The 17,694-nt window shown below is 66.1% G+C and carries 19 protein-coding genes; 2 read left to right on the top strand and 17 right to left on the bottom strand.

Translation table 11 applies throughout. From position 1 onward, the window contains the following. Positions 1-68 precede the first annotated feature (68 nt). The 16 genes from TS85_RS07210 to TS85_RS07135 form a co-directional block, all read right to left on the bottom strand. Entirely contained in the window at positions 69-377 is a 309-nt protein-coding gene (locus TS85_RS07210; RefSeq protein WP_044331347.1) for a PilZ domain-containing protein, read from the bottom strand. A gap of 84 nt (positions 378-461) precedes the next feature. Beyond that, on the bottom strand, positions 462-692 hold the full coding sequence (rpmE, locus tag TS85_RS07205) for a 50S ribosomal protein L31 (RefSeq protein WP_044331345.1): 231 nt from the start codon (positions 690-692) through the stop codon (positions 462-464). A gap of 82 nt (positions 693-774) precedes the next feature. After that, the gene (locus tag TS85_RS07200; protein WP_044331343.1) at positions 775-990 is read right to left on the bottom strand and encodes a hypothetical protein; all 216 of its coding nucleotides are present in this window, start codon (positions 988-990) and stop codon (positions 775-777) included. Between the two features lie 7 nt (positions 991-997). Next, complete coding sequence (fabZ, locus tag TS85_RS07195) at positions 998-1,477, bottom strand: 3-hydroxyacyl-ACP dehydratase FabZ (protein WP_044331342.1); 480 nt, start codon at positions 1,475-1,477, stop codon at positions 998-1,000. Next, positions 1,474-2,238, bottom strand: a complete 765-nt coding sequence (locus TS85_RS07190; RefSeq protein WP_044331340.1) for an OmpH family outer membrane protein — start codon at positions 2,236-2,238, stop codon at positions 1,474-1,476. The genes fabZ and TS85_RS07190 overlap by 4 nt, the downstream gene beginning before the upstream one ends. Then, a complete protein-coding gene (gene bamA, locus TS85_RS07185; protein ID WP_155006570.1) occupies positions 2,238-4,919 on the bottom strand; it encodes an outer membrane protein assembly factor BamA in 2,682 nt (893 codons plus the stop codon). The genes TS85_RS07190 and bamA overlap by 1 nt, the downstream gene beginning before the upstream one ends. Positions 4,920-5,049: 130 nt before the next feature. Further along, positions 5,050-6,183 (bottom strand): M50 family metallopeptidase, encoded by a 1,134-nt coding sequence (locus TS85_RS07180; protein WP_044331336.1) that lies wholly within the window; start codon positions 6,181-6,183, stop codon positions 5,050-5,052. Continuing rightward, complete coding sequence (locus TS85_RS07175; RefSeq protein WP_044331333.1) at positions 6,180-7,337, bottom strand: 1-deoxy-D-xylulose-5-phosphate reductoisomerase; 1,158 nt, start codon at positions 7,335-7,337, stop codon at positions 6,180-6,182. The genes TS85_RS07180 and TS85_RS07175 overlap by 4 nt, the downstream gene beginning before the upstream one ends. Then, positions 7,334-8,095, bottom strand: coding sequence for a phosphatidate cytidylyltransferase (locus TS85_RS07170; protein ID WP_044336019.1), 762 nt, complete (start codon positions 8,093-8,095; stop codon positions 7,334-7,336). Before TS85_RS07170 ends, TS85_RS07175 begins: the two co-directional genes overlap by 4 nt. Positions 8,096-8,103: 8 nt before the next feature. Then, a complete protein-coding gene (locus TS85_RS07165) occupies positions 8,104-8,835 on the bottom strand; it encodes an isoprenyl transferase (protein WP_044331331.1) in 732 nt (243 codons plus the stop codon). 96 nt (positions 8,836-8,931) lie between these two features. Further along, entirely contained in the window at positions 8,932-9,489 is a 558-nt protein-coding gene (gene frr, locus TS85_RS07160; protein WP_044331329.1) for a ribosome recycling factor, read from the bottom strand. 12 nt (positions 9,490-9,501) lie between these two features. Next, positions 9,502-10,233 (bottom strand): UMP kinase, encoded by a 732-nt coding sequence (gene pyrH, locus TS85_RS07155; RefSeq protein WP_044331327.1) that lies wholly within the window; start codon positions 10,231-10,233, stop codon positions 9,502-9,504. A gap of 116 nt (positions 10,234-10,349) precedes the next feature. Then, positions 10,350-11,279, bottom strand: coding sequence for a translation elongation factor Ts (tsf, locus tag TS85_RS07150; protein WP_044331325.1), 930 nt, complete (start codon positions 11,277-11,279; stop codon positions 10,350-10,352). Positions 11,280-11,357: 78 nt separating this feature from the next. Continuing rightward, entirely contained in the window at positions 11,358-12,179 is an 822-nt protein-coding gene (gene rpsB / locus TS85_RS07145; protein ID WP_044331323.1) for a 30S ribosomal protein S2, read from the bottom strand. 424 nt (positions 12,180-12,603) lie between these two features. Next, entirely contained in the window at positions 12,604-13,431 is an 828-nt protein-coding gene (pssA, locus tag TS85_RS07140; RefSeq protein ID WP_044336018.1) for a CDP-diacylglycerol--serine O-phosphatidyltransferase, read from the bottom strand. Positions 13,432-13,488: 57 nt separating this feature from the next. Beyond that, positions 13,489-14,217, bottom strand: a complete 729-nt coding sequence (locus tag TS85_RS07135) for a phosphatidylserine decarboxylase (protein WP_044331321.1) — start codon at positions 14,215-14,217, stop codon at positions 13,489-13,491. A gap of 175 nt (positions 14,218-14,392) precedes the next feature. Between TS85_RS07135 and TS85_RS07130 the strand changes: the two genes are divergently transcribed. Continuing rightward, the gene (locus tag TS85_RS07130; protein ID WP_044331319.1) at positions 14,393-15,010 is read left to right on the top strand and encodes a class I SAM-dependent methyltransferase; all 618 of its coding nucleotides are present in this window, start codon (positions 14,393-14,395) and stop codon (positions 15,008-15,010) included. A gap of 4 nt (positions 15,011-15,014) precedes the next feature. Here the strand turns inward: TS85_RS07130 and TS85_RS07125 are convergent, their stop codons facing one another. Beyond that, complete coding sequence (locus TS85_RS07125) at positions 15,015-16,304, bottom strand: glycosyltransferase (protein WP_044331317.1); 1,290 nt, start codon at positions 16,302-16,304, stop codon at positions 15,015-15,017. Between the two features lie 129 nt (positions 16,305-16,433). Here TS85_RS07125 and TS85_RS07120 point away from each other — a divergent pair, with 129 nt between their 5' ends. After that, positions 16,434-17,654 (top strand): NADP-dependent isocitrate dehydrogenase, encoded by a 1,221-nt coding sequence (locus TS85_RS07120; protein WP_044331314.1) that lies wholly within the window; start codon positions 16,434-16,436, stop codon positions 17,652-17,654. Positions 17,655-17,694: the final 40 nt, after the last annotated feature.

The following is a 17,694-nucleotide window of genomic DNA, read 5'->3' as shown; positions in this document are numbered from 1 at the left end:
GCGGAGCATGACCTACCTACGGGGCTAGCGCAATGTTGTAGTTTCCCGGCTGCCGCGCCGATGGGGCATCATGCCGTAAGCGATTCAAAGGCTTCGACGGAAAGCGCCGTCGAAAACTCGAGCCCGGCCTCGAAATCGTCGGCCCATACGACTCGGGCACCGACATGGCCCACCTTGGGGAGCGCGAGCCAGATCATCGAACCGGCCCTGAGTTCCGAAAAGGTCTGGATCCGGGCGCCGTGCGCCGACAGATCGGTGACCTTGCACAAGGCGCGGTCGAGCCCGCCGCGCCCGATCCGCGCATCGAGCGACACCGGCGCGCGCATCGAGCGGCGCCGGCCCAGCGTTTCCGCGGGCTCGAACTCGGCCGCAAACATAGTGGAGCTTCCCTGACTTGCCATCAGGGAAGCGTATCGCCGCGTGGCTAACGGCGCGTTAACGGAGCAACGCGCCGCCCACCCTCACTTCTTGCCGAGCGAGAGACCGCCGAAACGCTTGTTGAAGCGCGCAACCTGGCCGCCCTGGTCGAGCATCTGGCCGCGGCCGCCGATCCATGCGGGGTGCGCGAGCGGATCGATTTCAAGCTGCATCAGATCGCCTTCCTTGCCCCAGGTCGAGCGCGTCTCGAACACGGTGCCGTCGGTCATCTGGATCTTGATCATGTGATAATCGGGATGGGTATTGGTCTTCACGAGCAATTCCTTCGAAGAAGCCGCTGGTTACCGACCAGCAGCGGACGGGCGCGCCTAGCAGAGCAGGTGCGGCGGCGCAACCTCAGCGGCGGCGAAGCCACCAGCGCCGCGCCGCGACGACCGACCAGATGCCCTCGACCACGCCGAACGGCCATGCTCCCTGGAGGAAGCCATAGGCCGAGCCCAGCAGGCACGCACCCGCAAAGGCGAGAATCCACCCGTCCGACCGGCTTTCCAGCGCATAGGTCACCAGCATCGCGCTGACCGCGAACAATCCGAACGCGGTCAGTGCGTCCATGCGCCGATCACGCCTTGGGCGGATCGGCGATCATCGCGGTGAATTCGCATTCGGCGGCGATCTCGCCGTCGATCCTGGCCTTGCCCGCGAATTTGCAGACGCGCGAACGCTTCTGCACGAACTCGACCTCCAGCCGGAGCAGCACGCCGGGTTCGACCGGCTTGCGGAACTTCACGCCGTCGATCGACATGAAATAGACGAGCTTGCCCGATCCCGCGAGGCCCAGGCTCTCGACCGCGAGCACGCCCGCCGCCTGGGCCAGCGCCTCGACGATCAACACGCCGGGCATGATCGGGCGACCGGGGAAATGCCCCTGGAAAAAGCCCTCGTTGATCGTCACCGCCTTGATCGCCACGATCGACCGGTCGAGGATCAGTTCCTCGACGCGATCGACCAGCAGCATCGGATAGCGATGCGGCAGCGCCGCCATCACCCGCCCGATATCGAGCGGGCCGATGTCGGTGCCCGCCGTCACATCCTCGCTCACCGCGGTTCGGCGGGCTTTGCGGGCTTGGCGCCGGCGGGGGCCGGAGTCGCACCGGCGGCGGGGGCCGCACCGGCCTGCTGCTGCTGCTGCGCCTGGCGCTGATAGGCGGCCATCTGCGCCATCTGGACCAGCCGCTGCTGGATCTCCATCGTCTCGCGCGCGGGCTGCCAGCCCTCGGGCGCCTGGATGCCGACGGTCGGCGAGACCTTGTCGATTTCGGCAGCAATGGCTTCGCTGATGTCCACCGAGTCCGGCGCATACATGAACGCTTCCGGAGTCAGGACGACGCTGATCTTCTTGGCGTTGACGACGCGGAGCTGGGCCGCCTCATACTGGCGCAGGATCGATTCGATCGCGAACAGCTCGGCGCGCGCCGCCGGGTTGGTCAGCTTGGCGATATCGCTGTCCGCAGTGGTCTGGATCGTCTTCAGCTTCTCGAGGATCGGGCTCTTGGCGTTCTGCGCCGCGGCCTGCTCCTGCTGGCTCAACTGGCCGTCCTTGTTGGTGTCGAACTGGGCCATGAGCTGCGCGATGAGCGGCTTGGCTTCGGTGTCCAACGCGGTGCGGCGGGCCGAGATCTGGTCGAACGACGCCTTGTAGGTGGTGGAGATCTGCTGGCGCGCGGCGCCGAACGCCTTCGACGTGGCGACGACCGTGGTCGGGCTGGCAGAGGCGATGCCGGCAACCTGGGCGCTGGCGGGAACGGCGACGACCGCGACCGAGGCCGCGAGCATGCCAAGCATGAGCTTGTTGGTGATCATCAGAACTGAGTCCCTACGTTGAAGGTGATGAGCTTGGTATCGTCGCCCTCGGCGCTCAGCAGCGCTTTGGCAATGTCGATGCGGAGCGGCCCGAAGGGCGAATTCCAGTTCACGCCAAAGCCGACCGAGAGCCGCGGGCGTGCCGTATCGCCCACGAAACGCTCGTAGAAAGCAGCGGTCGTATAGGGCGTGTTGATGTTCGTTCCCGTGCAGGCGCCGCCATAGGTGGTGGCATAGCCCACGGCGCAGGTCGTCGCGAGACTGCCCGACGTCGTATAGAGCGGCGTCTGCACGCCGTTCACGCTGGTATATTGCTGCGCCGGCAACAGCGTCGGCGAGCCGTCCTTGTTGTACGCGAGCGATCCGTCCGCATTGCGCGCCTGATCGAACGCAATCGTCTTGCCCGGGTCCTTGATCCCGAACAGGCCGCCCAGCTGGACGAACACCGATGGCCGCAGCCCGAGTTCGGCAGCACCGGCACCGAGCGGAATCTCAAGCTCGGCCTTGGTCAGATAATAGGCCGTGCCGCCCAGCGCATCGTCGATGATCTGGTCTCTGTCGGTGTTCAGCAGCTGCGTGCCCGACGCAGCGTCGCCGGTGTAATAGATACGCTGCACGCGCGGACCGACGCCGCGGATGTCGAAACCGCGGAACTGCGGCTCGCCCAGGTAGAAGCGGTCGGTGATCCGGATGGGGTCGACGCCCGCGGCGCCCGACCCCTCGAGGCTCTTGATATAGCCGCCCTCGCCCGCGAGCGAGAAGATGAAGCCGCCGCCGACGCTCCAATATTTGCTGCCGTCGAGCTTGGCACGGGCATAGCGGACATCGCCGCCGAGCCCGGCGAAATCGGTGCTGACCGAAAAGCGCTGGCCGCGCGTCGGGCGGAGGCGGCTGTTGAGGCTGTCATAGATCAGCGAGAAGCCGAGCAGCGAAGTGATGCGATTGCCCACCGCCTCGCAATAATAGCGCCCGGCCTTGAGCGGATCGCAGACGCCGTCGGTGTAGAAGCTCGACTTGTCGAGCGTAACATCGTCCTGCTTGAGCTGATAGCGCGCCGACAGCGTCCAATATTCGGTCAGCGGCACGCCCGCGACGAGCTGGAACCCGGTCGATACCTGGCTGTAGGTCGTGCTGCGGTCGCTGCCGATATAGTTGAACGCGTTATAGTCCTGGCGGAAGATCGTGCCGCCCAGCGCGACGTTGGTGTCGAACAGATAGGGCTCGGTGAAGCCCAGCTCGACCGACTTGTTGTAGCTCGAATAATCGACCGAGGCCGACACCGTCTGCCCCATGCCGCGGAAGTTGCGCTGGCGGATCGACGCCTGGAGGATGAAGCGTTCGAGGCTGGAGAAGCCCGCCGACAGCGTCAATTCGCCGTTGGCGCGTTCCTCGACATTCGCGGCGAGGACGATGCGGTCGGGAGTCGACCCTTCCTTGCGCTCGATTTCGAACTTGTCCTGGAAATAGCCGAGCGAATTGATGCGGTCCTGCGAGCGCTTCACCAGGAAGGTGTTGAACGCATCGCCTTCGGCCACGCGCATTTCGCGGCGGATGACCTTGTCCTGCGTCTGGCGGTTGCCCGTGATTTCGATCCGCTCGATATAGGTGCGGTTCGCCTCGCCGATGTGGAAGTTCATCGTCATCGTCAGCGCGTCCTTGTCGCGCTGGAATTCGGGGCGGACGTCGGCGAACGCATAGCCGAACGCGCCGGCGGTTTCGCTCAGCTGCTCGACGGTGTCCTCGACCGCTTTCGCATTATACCATTCGCCCTCCTTGATCTGGAGCGCGGCGGCGAGCCGCTTGTCGTCGAAATCGCGGATCGCGCTGTCGACCGTCACCGGGCCGAATTTGTAGCGCGGGCCTTCCTCGACGACATAGGTGATGATGAAGTCGCGCTTGTCCGGCGTCAGCTCGGCGACTGCCGAGATCACGCGGAAATCGGCATAGCCTTCGGTCAGGTAGAATTGGCGCAGCTTCTGCTGGTCATAGGCCAGCCGGTCCTGGTCGTACGACGTGTTCGAGCTGAGCAGCGTCTTCAGGCTCGAAACCTTGGTCGCCATCTCGCCACGCAGCTTGCCGTCCGGGAACACCTCGTTCCCGATGATGTTGATCTGGCGAACCTTGGACTTCGACCCTTCCTGGATCTCGAAGATCACGTCGACGCGGTTCTGGTCGAGGCTGACCATCTTCGGCGCGACGGTCGCGGCGAAGCGACCCTGGCGGCGGTACAGTTCGACGATGCGCGCGACATCGGCGCGTACCGCGGTGCGGGTGAAGATCTGACGCGGAGCCAGCTTCACTTCCTTGAGAATCTTGTCGTTCTTCAGGCGCTTATTGCCCTCGAACACGACGCGGTTGATCACCGGATTCTCGCGGATGCGGATCACCAGGTCGCCGGTCTCGACGCCTTCGATCGCGACATCGGCGAGGAGGTCGGATGCCAGCAGGTCCTTGATCGCCTGGTCCACGGTCTCGTTGGTATAGGGCTCACCGGTGCGCAGACGCGTGTAGGAAAGCACGGTCTCCGGCTCGATGCGCTGCGATCCCTCGACCCGCAGCGAGCGCACGGTGCGCACCTGCTGGACCGGGAGCAACGTTGCCGTCGGGGTAGCAGAAGCCGGCGGCGTTGCCGCGGGGGGCGTCTGGGGAGCGGTCTGCGCGTGCGCCATCCCCGAGAGCATCGTGCCCGCGAGAAGAGTCGCCGTGGCGCGTGCGCCCAAATTCGTAACCTTGATCTTCACATCCCACCCCAAACCAGGATTTCGAGAAAGTCGCTGCCCAAGCGACGCGAACTGCCCTGCCTTAACCCCGTCAACCGATCAAGCCGGCCAGATTTCTCCAGAGGCCAAAGGCACCGAGATCGTTGAGCGTAACGAACAGCATCAACGCCAATATTGCGATGAATCCGCCACGAAACGCCCATTCCATGACCTGCGGTTCAACGGGACGACGGCGAATTGCCTCGACTGCATAGAACATCAGATGCCCGCCATCCAACACCGGGACTGGCAACAGGTTGATGAATCCGAGATTAATGGAAATCAGTGCGATCAGGAATACAAACTGGGTCGGCCCCATCGCCAGCCGCTCGCCCGAGACCTGTGCGATCCGAAGCGGCCCGCCCAGTTCGGAAACCGAGCGGCGGCCCGTGATGATCTGGCCAAGCCCGTCGATCGTCGTCCGGACGATCCCCGCCGCCTGCTGCGCGCCCAGAAGCGGCGCGCGGAAGACGCCGACGGGCTCGAACACCGGGGTTCCCGAACGGACGCCGAGCATCCCGATCCGGAAGATGTTGCCGAACCGATCCTTCTCGACGCGCTCGCCGATCACCGCATCCACCTGAAGGCGTTCGCCGGCGCGATCGAAATCGATCTGGACCGCCTCTTTCGGGCGGAGCAGCGCATACTCCGCAATGTCGCTGAAGGTGGAAACCGTGCGGCCGCCGATCGCAACGATGCGGTCGCCGGGCTGGAGCCCTGCCGCCGACGCCGGGCTGCCCGCGACGACGCCGTCGAGTATCGGCGGGGTGCTCGGCGCGCCATAGGCCAGCGCGAAGCCCGCGAGGATCAGGATCGCGACGACGAAATTGGTGACCGGCCCCGCCGCGACGATGATCGCGCGCTGCCACAGCGGCTTTGCCTGAAAGGTCTGCGCCCGCTCCCGCGCCGGCAGCGCCAGCCATTCGGGCGAAGGCTGGCTCGCCGGGTTCATGTCGCCGGCGAAGCGGACATAGCCCCCCAGCGGGAGCCAACCGAATTTCCAGCGCGTACCGCGGCGATCGGTGAAGCCCGCGACCTCGCGACCGAACCCGATCGAAAATTCCTCGGCCTTCACCCCGAACCAGCGCCCGGCAAGATAATGGCCGAGTTCATGGAGGAAAACGAGCGGCCCGATCACCAGCACGAATGCCAGGACGGTGAGCAGGATGCCGGGGTTTTCGATCAAGCGACGCAGTCCTTCACACGCTCAACCGCGCGAACCCGCGCTTCTGCATCGATTGCCAGTACGGCGTCGAGCGAGTCCGGGGCAGCCGGGTCATAGCCCGCCAGCGTATCGGCAACGATTGCGGCAATTTCAAGAAAGCCCGCGCGTTTAGAAAGGAATGCCGCGACCGCTACTTCATTGGCGGCATTGAGAATCGCGGGACGCGCCCCGCCCGCCTCCAGCGCCTGCCGCGCGAGCGCGAGCGCCGGGAAGCGCACCGGATCGGGCGCCTCGAAGTCGAGCCGCGCGACCTTGGCCAGATCGAGCGCCTCGCACGGCGTTTCCATCCGCTCGGGCCAGGCCAGCGCAAAGGCGATCGGGGTGCGCATATCGGGCGTCCCGAGCTGGGCGAGCACCGATCCGTCGACATATTCGACCATCGAATGCACCACGGATTGGGCATGGACGATCACGTCGAGCTGGCCGGCGCTTACCGGGAACAGGTGGAACGCCTCGATCAGTTCGAGGCCCTTGTTCATCATCGTCGCCGAATCGACCGAAATCTTGGCGCCCATCGACCAATTGGGATGGGCGACCGCCTGGGCCGGGGTGATGCCGCGCATCTCGTCGAGCGACTTCCGGCGGAAGGGCCCGCCGCTGGCGGTGAGGATGATGCGGCGGACACCGCGCGGGGCCGTCCGGTCGAGGCACTGGAACACCGCGTTGTGCTCGGAATCGACCGGCAGCAGCGTGGTGCCGCTGCGCCGCGCCGCCGCCATCATCACGTCGCCGGCGGACACCAGCGATTCCTTGTTCGCCAGCGCCACCGTCCCGCCCGATTCGAGCGCGGCCATCACCGGCTTGAGCCCCGCGGTGCCGACGATCGCCGCCATCGTCCAGTCGGCGCCCATCCGCGCGGCGTCGCACACCGCCTCGGCCCCGCCCCGCGCCTCGATCCCCGTCCCCGCCAGCGCGTCGCGCAGCGCCGGCAGGCTCGCTTCGTCGGCGACGACGGCGGTCTTGGCACGGGTGCGGATCGCGGCGGCGGCAAGCTTGGCCGCATCCGAATTGGCGGTCAGCGCCAGCACTTCGAATGCATCGGGCGCGCGCTCGATCAAGTCGAGCGTCGAACTGCCGACCGAGCCGGTGGCGCCGAGGATCGTGACGCGCTTCACCGCCCGAGCGCCAATACCAGAAGCGCCGCAACCGGCGCGACCACGACCAGCCCGTCGAGCCGGTCCATCAACCCGCCATGGCCGGGCAGCAGCGTTCCCGAATCCTTGACCCCCGCGCGCCGCTTGAGGTTGCTCTCAAACAGGTCGCCGCCCTGCGAGAGCGCGGCGAGCAAAGGAGTCGCGAGCGCGAGCCCGATGGGCAATGCAAACACCGCGACCAGCACGAAGGCGAAGGCGGTCGCCGCAGCGACTCCGCCCAGGAACCCCGCCCAGGTCTTGTTGGGGCTGATCGCGGGCGCCAGCTTGGGCCCGCCGATCGCCCGTCCGGCGAAATAGGCACCCGTGTCGCACGCCCAGACCAGCGCCATCGCCCATAACGTCAGCAACAGCCCCTGTTCCTGCGCGCGCAGCAGCACCAGCGCCGTCACCGGCAGCCCGACATAGAAAGCGCCGGCAGCCAGTCGCGGGCTGCGCGTCGCCGCGGCGATGAAGAAGAACGCGCCGACCAGCAGCCCGAGCGCGAAGAACCCCGGCCCCGCCGCGATCGGCGCGAGGATCGCCAGCGGCACCGACAGCGCATATTGCGCGAGCCGCTTCTCGCGCTCGCCCGCGCCGTTCAGCTCGGCCCATTCGGACAACATCAGCAGCCCGGCCACGACCAGCACCAGCCAGAACACGACCCCGCCGAACCACAAGGCCGCAACCGCAAGCCCGATCAACGCCAGCGCGACGCCGAGCCGCGGCGCCAGGTCGGACATGCGCGCGCTCACAGGCCCCCGAACCGGCGCTGGCGCTGGGCGAACTGCGCGAGCGCCGCGGCCAGGGTCTTTTCGTCGAAATCGGGCCAGAGCGTGTCGACGAAGAGCAACTCGGCATAGGCGGCCTGCCACAGCAGGAAGTTCGACAGCCTTTGCTCGCCCGAGGTGCGGATGAGCAGGTCGAGCGGCGGCAGGTCGGCGGTCTCGAGCGCGGATTCGAAACGGGTTTCGTCGATGTCCGCAGGGTCCAGCAGCCCGTCGCGCGCCTGTTCGGCAAGCCGCCGGGCCGCGGTCAATATCTCCGCCTGCGCGCCATAGTTGAGCGCGATCACCAAAGTCGGGCCGGGATTGGCGGCGGTACGCGCGATCGCCGCGTCGATCATCGCGACGAGATCGGGCGACAAATGCCGCCATGCCCCGATGACGCGCAGCCGCACGCCTTCGCGCACCAGTTCGTCCAGTTCGCTGGCGAGGAAATGGCGGAGCAGCCCCATGAGGTCGCTGACCTCGGCTTGCGGGCGGCGCCAATTCTCCGACGAGAAGGCGTAGAGCGTCAGGACCTCGATCCCGAGCGTCCGCGCGGCGCGGCTGACGCGGCGGACCGCCTCGACGCCCTGGCGATGCCCGGCGATGCGCGGCAGGAAGCGCGCCTTTGCCCAGCGCCCATTGCCATCCATGATGATGGCAACGTGGCGAGGGCCCGACGACGCAGGCAGTTCGGGGGCAGGTTTAGCCGCCATGCCGGCCGGCCAACGGCACGCGCAAAGGCGACCGCGGGCGCCTCTGCCCGCAGTCACCACGCGCTGCGGGCGCTCGACGGGGGGCGCCGCAGCAGGTCACTTGCCCAGGATTTCCTTTTCCTTGGCGGCGGCAGCGGCATCGATCTCGACAATCGTCGCGTCGGTCAGCTTCTGGACCTCGGTCTCATGGCGCTTGCGCTCGTCCTCGGAGAAGACGCCCTTCTTCTCGTCGGTCTTGAGGCTGTCATTGCCGTCGCGCCGCACGTTGCGCGCGGCAATGCGCGCCGCCTCGGCATATTTGCCGGCCAGCTTGGCGAGTTCCTTGCGGCGTTCCTCGGTCAGGTCGGGGATCGGCAGGCGCAGAGTCTGGCCGTCGACGATGGGGTTGAGCCCCAGGCCCGCCGAACGGATCGCCTTGTCGACCGGGCCGACATTGGTCTTGTCCCAAACCTGGACAGACAGCATCCGCGGCTCGGGCGCCGACACGGTCGCGACCTGGGTGATCGGCATGCTGGAGCCGTACACTTCGACGGTGACGGGATCGAGCAGATTGATCGAGGCCCGGCCGGTGCGCAGGCCCTGCAGATCGTGCTTGAGCGCCTCGACCGCGCCGGCCATGCGGCGCTCGAGGTCTGCCTTGTTATAAGCGGCCATTCAGGCTCTCCTTTATGCGGAAACGGGTTCGTTCTGGACGATCGTGGACGTGCCGTGGCCGCCCAGCACCGCGGTAAGATTGCCTTCGTCGCGGATGTTGAACACCACGATCGGAATGTCGTTGTCGCGGCACAGCGCGACTGCCGACGCATCCATCACCTTGAGATTGTCGGCAAGGACGCGGTTATAGCCCAGCGTGTCGTAACGCTTGGCGGTGGGCACCTGTTTCGGGTCGGCATCATAGACGCCGTCGACCGATGTGCCCTTGAACAACGCATCGCACTGCATCTCGGCGGCGCGCAGCGCGGCGGTGGTATCGGTGGTGAAGAAGGGCAGCCCGGTGCCCGCGGCGAAGATCACGACGCGCCCCTTCTCCATATGCCGTTCGGCGCGGCGGCGGATATAGGGTTCGCACACCGACGCCATCGGGATCGCCGACTGGACGCGGGTGTCGACTCCGGCCTTTTCGAGCGCGTTCTGCATCGCCAGCGCGTTCATCACCGTGGCGAGCATGCCCATATAATCGGCGCTCGCCCGGTCGAAGCCCTGCGCCGCACCCGCCAGCCCGCGAAAGATATTGCCGCCGCCGACGACCATGCAGATTTCATGTCCGGCGAGCTTGGCCGCCTTCACTTCGCCCGCGACGCGATCACAGGTCGCGGGGTCGATCCCGAACTGGCCCTGGCCCATCAGGACCTCGCCCGACAGCTTGAGAAGGATACGATGGAAGCGGGGAGCAGTCATGATGGCCGATCATACGAGGCGTACAGAGAAGCGGCGCGGACCTTAGAGGTGCCGCGCCGCGGTAACAAGCGGAGATGCCGGGGCCGTCCCGCGGGGGCCACGCCCCGGCGCCTCGCTTACTTGGTCAGGCCGGCGGTCGCGGCGACCTCGGCGGCGAAATCGCTCTCTTCCTTCTCGATGCCCTCGCCGAGCTGGAAGCGGACATAGTCCTTCAGCACGATCGACGCGCCCGCGTCCTTCGCCGCCTTGGCGACGACGTCGGCGACCGGGGTCTTGCCGTCCATCACGAAGAGCTGGCTGAGCAGCGCATTCTCCTTGGCGAACTTCTTGACGGCGCCTTCGACCATCTTGGCGACGATGTCGGCGGGCTTGCCGCTCTCCGACGCCTTTTCGGCGGCGATCGCGCGCTCGCGCTCGATCACGTCCTGGTCGAGGCCGCTCTCGTCGAGCGCCAGCGGGAACGCCGCCGCGATATGCATCGCGATCTGCTTGCCCAGCGGTTCGAGCACGTCGACGCCGGCATCGCTCTCGAGCGCGACGAGCACGCCGATCTTGCCAAGCCCGGGGGCCGCCGCATTGTGGACATAGGGGATGATCGCGCCCTGGCCGACTTCGACCTTCTTCGCGCGACGCAGCACCTGGTTCTCGCCGATCGTCGCGATGTTCGCGGTCAGCACGTCCTCGACCGAACCGCCCGACGCCATCGGCGCGGCCTTGATCGCATCGATATCGTCGCCCTTTTCGAGCGCGATCGCCGTCACGTCGCGGACGAAGCTCTGGAAAATATCGTTCTTCGCGACGAAATCGGTCTGCGAATTGACTTCGATCGCAACGCCCTTGGTGCCGGCAACGGCCAGCCCGACCAGACCCTCGGCCGCGGTGCGGCTCGACTTCTTGGCGGCGGCGGCGAGGCCCTTGGTGCGCAGCCAGTCGACGGCGGCATCCATGTCTCCGGCGGTCTCGTTCAGCGCCTTCTTGCAATCCATCATGCCGGCGCCGCTCTTCTCGCGGAGTTCCTTCACGGCTGCTGCAGTGATCTCGGCCATTTCCAATTCCTCAGCTTAAAAGTCGGGCGGAGCAGTGCGTGTGCCCTGCCCCGCCCCGATTACGTGTTCGTGACGGGATCAGGCGTCGATCTGACGCTCACCCTCCACGGCAGTCTCCGGCTCGGTCGACGCCGCGGGCGCCTCCGGCTCGCTCAGGACGGGCTCGATCGGAGCCTCTTCCAGCGCGCCGATGTCATGACCGAAATTCGCCTGACGCTCCTGACCGCCCCGAGTCGCCGCAATGGCGATGGCTTCGCAGTACAGGCGGATCGCGCGGCTGGCGTCGTCATTCGCCGGAACCGGGAATGCGATGCCGTCAGGCGAGACGTTCGAATCGAGGATCGCGACGACGGGGATGCCCAGCGTGTTGGCTTCCTTGATCGCCAGCTCTTCCTTGTTCGCGTCGATCACGAACATGATGTCGGGAACGCCGCCCATGTCGCGAATGCCGCCGAGCGAAAGCTCGAGCTTGTCCTTCTCGCGGGTGAGCTGGAGCACTTCCTTCTTGGTCAGGCCGTGCGTGTCGCCCGACAGCTGCTCTTCGAGCGTCTTGAGGCGCTTGATCGACTTGCTGATCGTCGTCCAGTTGGTGAGCATGCCGCCCAGCCAGCGATGGTTGACGAAATGCTGGCCCGCGCGACGCGCTGCCTCTGCGATCGGCTCCTGCGCCTGGCGCTTGGTGCCGACGAACAGGACCTTGCCGCCCGAAGCGACGGTCGAGCTGACGAATTCGAGCGCACGCGCGAACAGCGGCACGGTCTGCGAGAGGTCGATGATGTGAACGCCATTGCGATCGCCGAAGAGGTAAGGCTTCATCTTCGGGTTCCAGCGGTGGGTCTGGTGGCCGAAGTGCGCGCCCGATTCGAGCAGATGCTGCATGGTGACGACAGGTGCCGCCATAGGATGATTCCTTCCGGTTGAGCCTCTGGGAAGCGGACACCGGAAACGAGTTCCGGCACCGGGTTATGATGCTTCCCATGCGGGGTTTGAGGCGGCGCGCTTAGCCCGGCACGACGGAGATTGCAACCCCGGAACAAGCCAAGAACATCGCTTGACAGGGGAACGTTAGCGGAACATAAGCGGCCCAGAAGGCGGACAAGGAACGCCTGCTGAATGCAACACGTTGGAATCGCTTGGATTCCTGCCTGTTGGCGCGTTTTGGGGAGCCGGGTTATGACTGGATTTGCTGTCGTGCTGCTGTTCGGTACTGCGTTCGTTGCCGCCGTCTGGACGCTCGTGGAGAGCATCCGCCCCCAATTGCCACGCTTCGCGGCGCTCCTGCGCCCTTTGCACGTCCCCGCGGTCCCGCCCCGGCTGACCCGGGTTACGGTGCGGGCGGTTCCGGCGCGGACGCCGCCAGCGCCGTCGCTGCGCGCTGCTGCGTGACGCGGCGATAGCTGCGGACGCTGAACGGGATCGATCCGACGTAGAGGATTGCGAGCACCGCGAGCGTCGGCCATGGCGCCGAAACGAGCGCGGCGACCAGCACGACAAGGACCGCAACCGCTTCGAACCGGATGTTCCGGCGCAGGCGGACCTTCGGTGCGAAGGTGGCGATGCTCGACACCATCAGCACGGCCACCAGCACGCTCCAGCATGCGACCAACGGCGGCGACCGCAGCACAGGCTCCTCTATCCACACCCATAAATAGAGCGGTGCTAGCGCGAGCCCTGCGCCGGCAGGCGCCGGAACCCCGGTGAGGAACCCAGCGGATTTATGCGGCTGCTGCTCGCGATCGATATTGGCGTTGAAGCGCGCGAGGCGAAGCGCGCAGAACAGCGCGTGGATCAGCGCGACGAGCCACCCGAACCGCCCCAGCGACTGAAGCGACCATAGATAGAGGATGAGCGCGGGCGCGACTCCGAACGAAATCGCGTCCGAAAGGCTGTCGAGTTCGGCGCCGAACCGACTCTCGGCGCGCACGAGGCGGGCGATATGGCCGTCAATCCCGTCGAGGACCGCCGCGGCAAGCACCATCAGAACCGCAGCTTCCCAATTGCCGAGGATGGCGAAGCGAATCGCCGTCAGCCCGGAACAGAGTGCGAGCGCAGTAACGGTGTTGGGAATGACCGCGCGCAACGGTATCCCGCGATCGGGGCGCGCCGGGCGGTCCGCCTTGCGCCGCAGGCGGCGGAATCGAGGTTCAAGCATCGAGGACCACCAGCGCGCGAACGTGGCGGGGCCCGGCGCGCAGGCCAGCAATCGCGATCACTGGCTGATCCCGGTTGCGGCCGGTGCGCCCTTTTTCGCGAGGATGGTTTCGCCGGCAATCGCGCGCTGCCCCAGCGCGACGGTGCAGCCATAGCCTTCGGGCAGAAAGACATCGACGCGGCTGCCGAAACGGATCAGCCCGATGCGCTGTCCGGCCACGACCATGTCGCCGGCCTTGACGAAGCTGACGATACGCCGCGCGACCAGCCCCGCAATCTGGGTGAAGCCGACGCGAAGCCCGTGGCGATCCTCGACCAGGACATGCTGGCGCTCATTCTCTTCGCTCGCCTTGTCGAAGTCGGCGTTCATGAACTTGCCGGAAATGTAGATGACGTGGCGGACGGTCCCCGTGATCGGGGTGCGATTAATGTGGACGTCGAACACGCTCATGAACACCGACACGCGCAGCAGCGGCGCGTTGCCCAACGCTTGCGGGCCGGCGAGTTCGGGCGGAACAGGAACGCGCTCGATCATCGTCACCAGCCCGTCGGCGGGCGAGACGATCAGTCCCTCCTCCTGCGGCGTGACGCGCACAGGATCGCGGAAAAACGCCGCGACTCCCACGGTGAGGAACACCAGGGGCCAGGTGATGAAGTCCCAGATAAACAGGCTCGCCAGCGCAATCGCGCCGGCAATCAGCGCATATTTGCGCCCTTCGGGATGAATCTCGGGGAAGCGCCATTTCACCGTCGAGGTGCCGAGCGGAGGCTTGTCGATCGATGCCATGTCGCCCGGTGTAGCCGCACGCGACGCGCTTTCCTAGAGCGCCAGCATGCAAAATAGCGCCTTGCGTGCAAGCGAATGCCCTACGCTTTACCGCAGGCGTGCAACCGTTGCGCTTGATTGTTCGTTCAAATTTGCGCAGGCCGTTGTCAGAAACGTCATATTTCCAGGGAAACCCATGTCCGCATCGACCGCAGCTTCCAAACGCCGCGCCCGTGATCGCGCCGAACGCGCGCCGTCGCCTTTCGGCCTGTTCCTTAAGGGGTTCGTCAAGAATCCGGTGATGGTCGGGGCGATCGTGTCGTCGTCGCAATATACCGTGCGGAAGGTGCTCGACCGAGTCGATTGGGACAATTGCAAGCTGTTCGTCGAGTATGGCCCGGGAGTCGGGACCTTTTCCAAGCCGATTCTCGATCGCCTCGCGCCCGACGGCAAGCTGGTGGTGATCGACACAAACCCCGATTTCATCCGCTATCTGAAGCAGACGATCGAGGACCCGCGCTTTTCGGCGGTGCTGGGGTCGGCGGCGGACGTGAAGCAGATCGTCAACGATCATGGCTTCGAGCATGCCGACTTTATCGCATCGGGCCTCCCCTTCTCCACGCTTCCGCCGGGCGTGGGCGACAAGATCGCCTCCGAAACCCGCGCGATCCTGCGCGAGGGCGGCGCGTTCCTGGTCTATCAGTACAACCCTTCGGTGAAGAACTTCCTCACCCCGCATTTCAGCAACATCGATCATGCGATGGAGTGGCGCAACGTGCCCCCCGCACAGCTTTGGTGGGCGTGGAAGGACTGAGCGGCTAGCCGAGCAGCGCCGCGATCCGGCGGGCGGTAGCCGCGGCGCCGTCCTCCGCACGGACTTCGGCGCCGGCGGCGGCAGCCCTGGCCCGATAATCGGCACCCGGAGCGAGCAACGCCCCCAGCGCCTGTTCCGGTCGCGCCGCGCTATAGCGCCGGTGGTCCAGCCGCCGCGCGACGCCGAGCCGGACGAGCCGTTCGGCATTGTCGAACTGGTCGCCCCAAAACGGCACGACGAGTTGGGGGGCGCCGCCGCGCAGCGCCTGCCCCACCGTTCCGACACCGCCATGGTGGACGATTGCCGACGCGCGCGGGAAGATGCGCGAATGCGGCACATAGCCCGCGACATGGACCGCCGCGTCGGCCCCGACCGCCTCCGCCACGCGCGCCACATCGTCGGGCGCGACCAGAAGCACTGCACGCTGCCCGAGCGCACGTGCGGCCTGCGCGCTCGCCGGGTAGAAACGCGTGCCCATATGCGCCGCGAAACTCCCGAGCGAGAAGACGATCGGCGGCGGCCCATGGTCGAGGAACGCCTCGAGGTCCGCCGGCATCGGCTCCGCACCGTCGTAGAAGGTGTATCCGGCGATGAACGCATCCGGCACCGCGTCGACCGGCAACGCCCCGAGCAGCGGCGAATAGAGGCACGCGACCAGATCGGCGCGCAACGGCCCGTCGATGATCGCATCCGCGTTCAGCGGCGGCAGGCCGATCCCGACGCGGAATCGGCTGATCGCGCGATGCTGGCGCCGCAGTCGCGCCTTGCCCAGATCGAGCACCGCCCGCGTCGCGCGCACCCCGAACAGCGCCCGGAAGCGCGGCAACCATGGCGCCTCCTGCGCATGGATCGGCTCGTGCGCCGAAAAATGGAGCATCGGGGACAGCAATATGGTGACCACAGGGATGCCGCGCCGTTCCGCCGCGATCCGAGCTGCGACGCCAAAGCTGCTCGCGACAACCAGCGACGCTCCTTCGATCACCGTATCGAGATCGGCGAGGGTTTCCGCTAGCCAAGGCGAGATCATCGTGTCGACCAGGAAGCGCGCCCCGCCCGCGGCGAACCCTTCTGCCAACCGCGTCTCGGCCTCCGCAGAGCCGCCGGTGAGGTCCGCCATCGACGGCCGCACCGGGTGAAACGCGACCCATGCCGCCTCCACTCGCTCGCGATACTCGGCAACGGTGGCGAGCACCGGCGCGAACCCGGCCTCCCGCAGCGCCTGCGCCAGCGCGATAAAGGGGTGGAGGTCGCCGTAGGAGCCGTAGGTGGCGATCACGATCCGCTGTCCGGCCACGCGCTTCCCCCCACACCATGCCCGCCGCGGACCTAGGCGTCCCGGCGGATAATGGCCAGCGCGGCTTGATCCCCTTGCCCCACTCTCCTAGACGCTCGGGAAAATCTCCCCCTTCAGGAAAGCGAGCATATGGCGAAGATCAAGGTTGCAACGCCCGTCGTCGAAATCGACGGCGACGAAATGACGCGGATCATCTGGCAGTGGATCCGCGAGCGCCTGATTCTCCCCTATCTCGATATCGACCTCAAATATTACGATCTTTCGGTCGAGAAGCGCGACGAGACCAACGACCAGATCACGATCGATTCGGCCAAGGCGATCCAGCAGTACGGCGTCGGCGTGAAGTGCGCGACGATCACCCCGGACGAGGCGCGGGTCGAGGAATTCGGCCTCAAGCAGATGTGGAAGTCGCCCAACGGCACGATCCGCAACATCCTGGGCGGCGTCGTCTTCCGCGAGCCGATCGTGATCAAGAACGTCCCCCGCCTCGTCCCCGGCTGGACCGATCCCATCGTCGTTGGCCGTCACGCCTTTGGCGACCAGTATAAGGCGACCGATTTCCTCGTCCCCGGCCCCGGCAAGCTGCGCCTGGTATGGGAAGGCGAGAATGGCGAGAAGATCGATCGCGAAGTGTTCGACTTCCCGGCCGCCGGTGTCGCGATGGGCATGTACAATCTCGACCAGTCGATCATCGACTTCGCCAAGGCGAGCATGAACTATGCGCTCGATCGCAAATGGCCGCTCTATCTGTCGACCAAGAACACCATCCTCAAGGCCTATGACGGTCGCTTCAAGGATCTGTTCCAGCAGGTATTTGACGAGGAGTTCGCCGACCGGTTCAAGGAAGCGGGCATCGTCTACGAACATCGCCTGATCGACGACATGGTCGCGTCGGCGCTGAAGTGGAGCGGCAAGTTCGTCTGGGCCTGCAAGAATTATGACGGCGACGTCCAGTCGGACACCGTTGCGCAGGGCTTTGGCTCGCTGGGCCTGATGACTTCGGTGCTGCTCTCGCCCGACGGCAAGACGGTGGAAGCGGAAGCGGCGCACGGCACCGTGACGCGCCACTATCGGATGCACCAGCAGGGCAAGGCTACCTCGACCAATCCGATCGCGTCGATCTTCGCCTGGACCCAGGGCCTGTCGTTCCGCGGCAAGTTCGACAACACGCCCGACGTCACCCGCTTTGCCGAGACGCTCGAGCGCGTCTGCATCGAGACCGTCGAGAAGGGCCAGATGACCAAGGATCTGGCGCTGCTCATCGGTCCGGACCAGGCGTGGATGACCACCGAGCAGTTCTTCGAAGCGATCCGCGCCAATCTCGAAGCCGAAATGGCGAATTGGCAGTAAAGACCTGACAAAGGCGTCGGGCGGCGGCTAAGCTGTCGCC

The sequence above is a fragment of the Sphingomonas hengshuiensis genome, from assembly GCF_000935025.1.
Lineage (GTDB): Bacteria > Pseudomonadota > Alphaproteobacteria > Sphingomonadales > Sphingomonadaceae > Sphingomonas > Sphingomonas hengshuiensis.
This window is presented reverse-complemented; position numbering and strand designations above follow the sequence as displayed.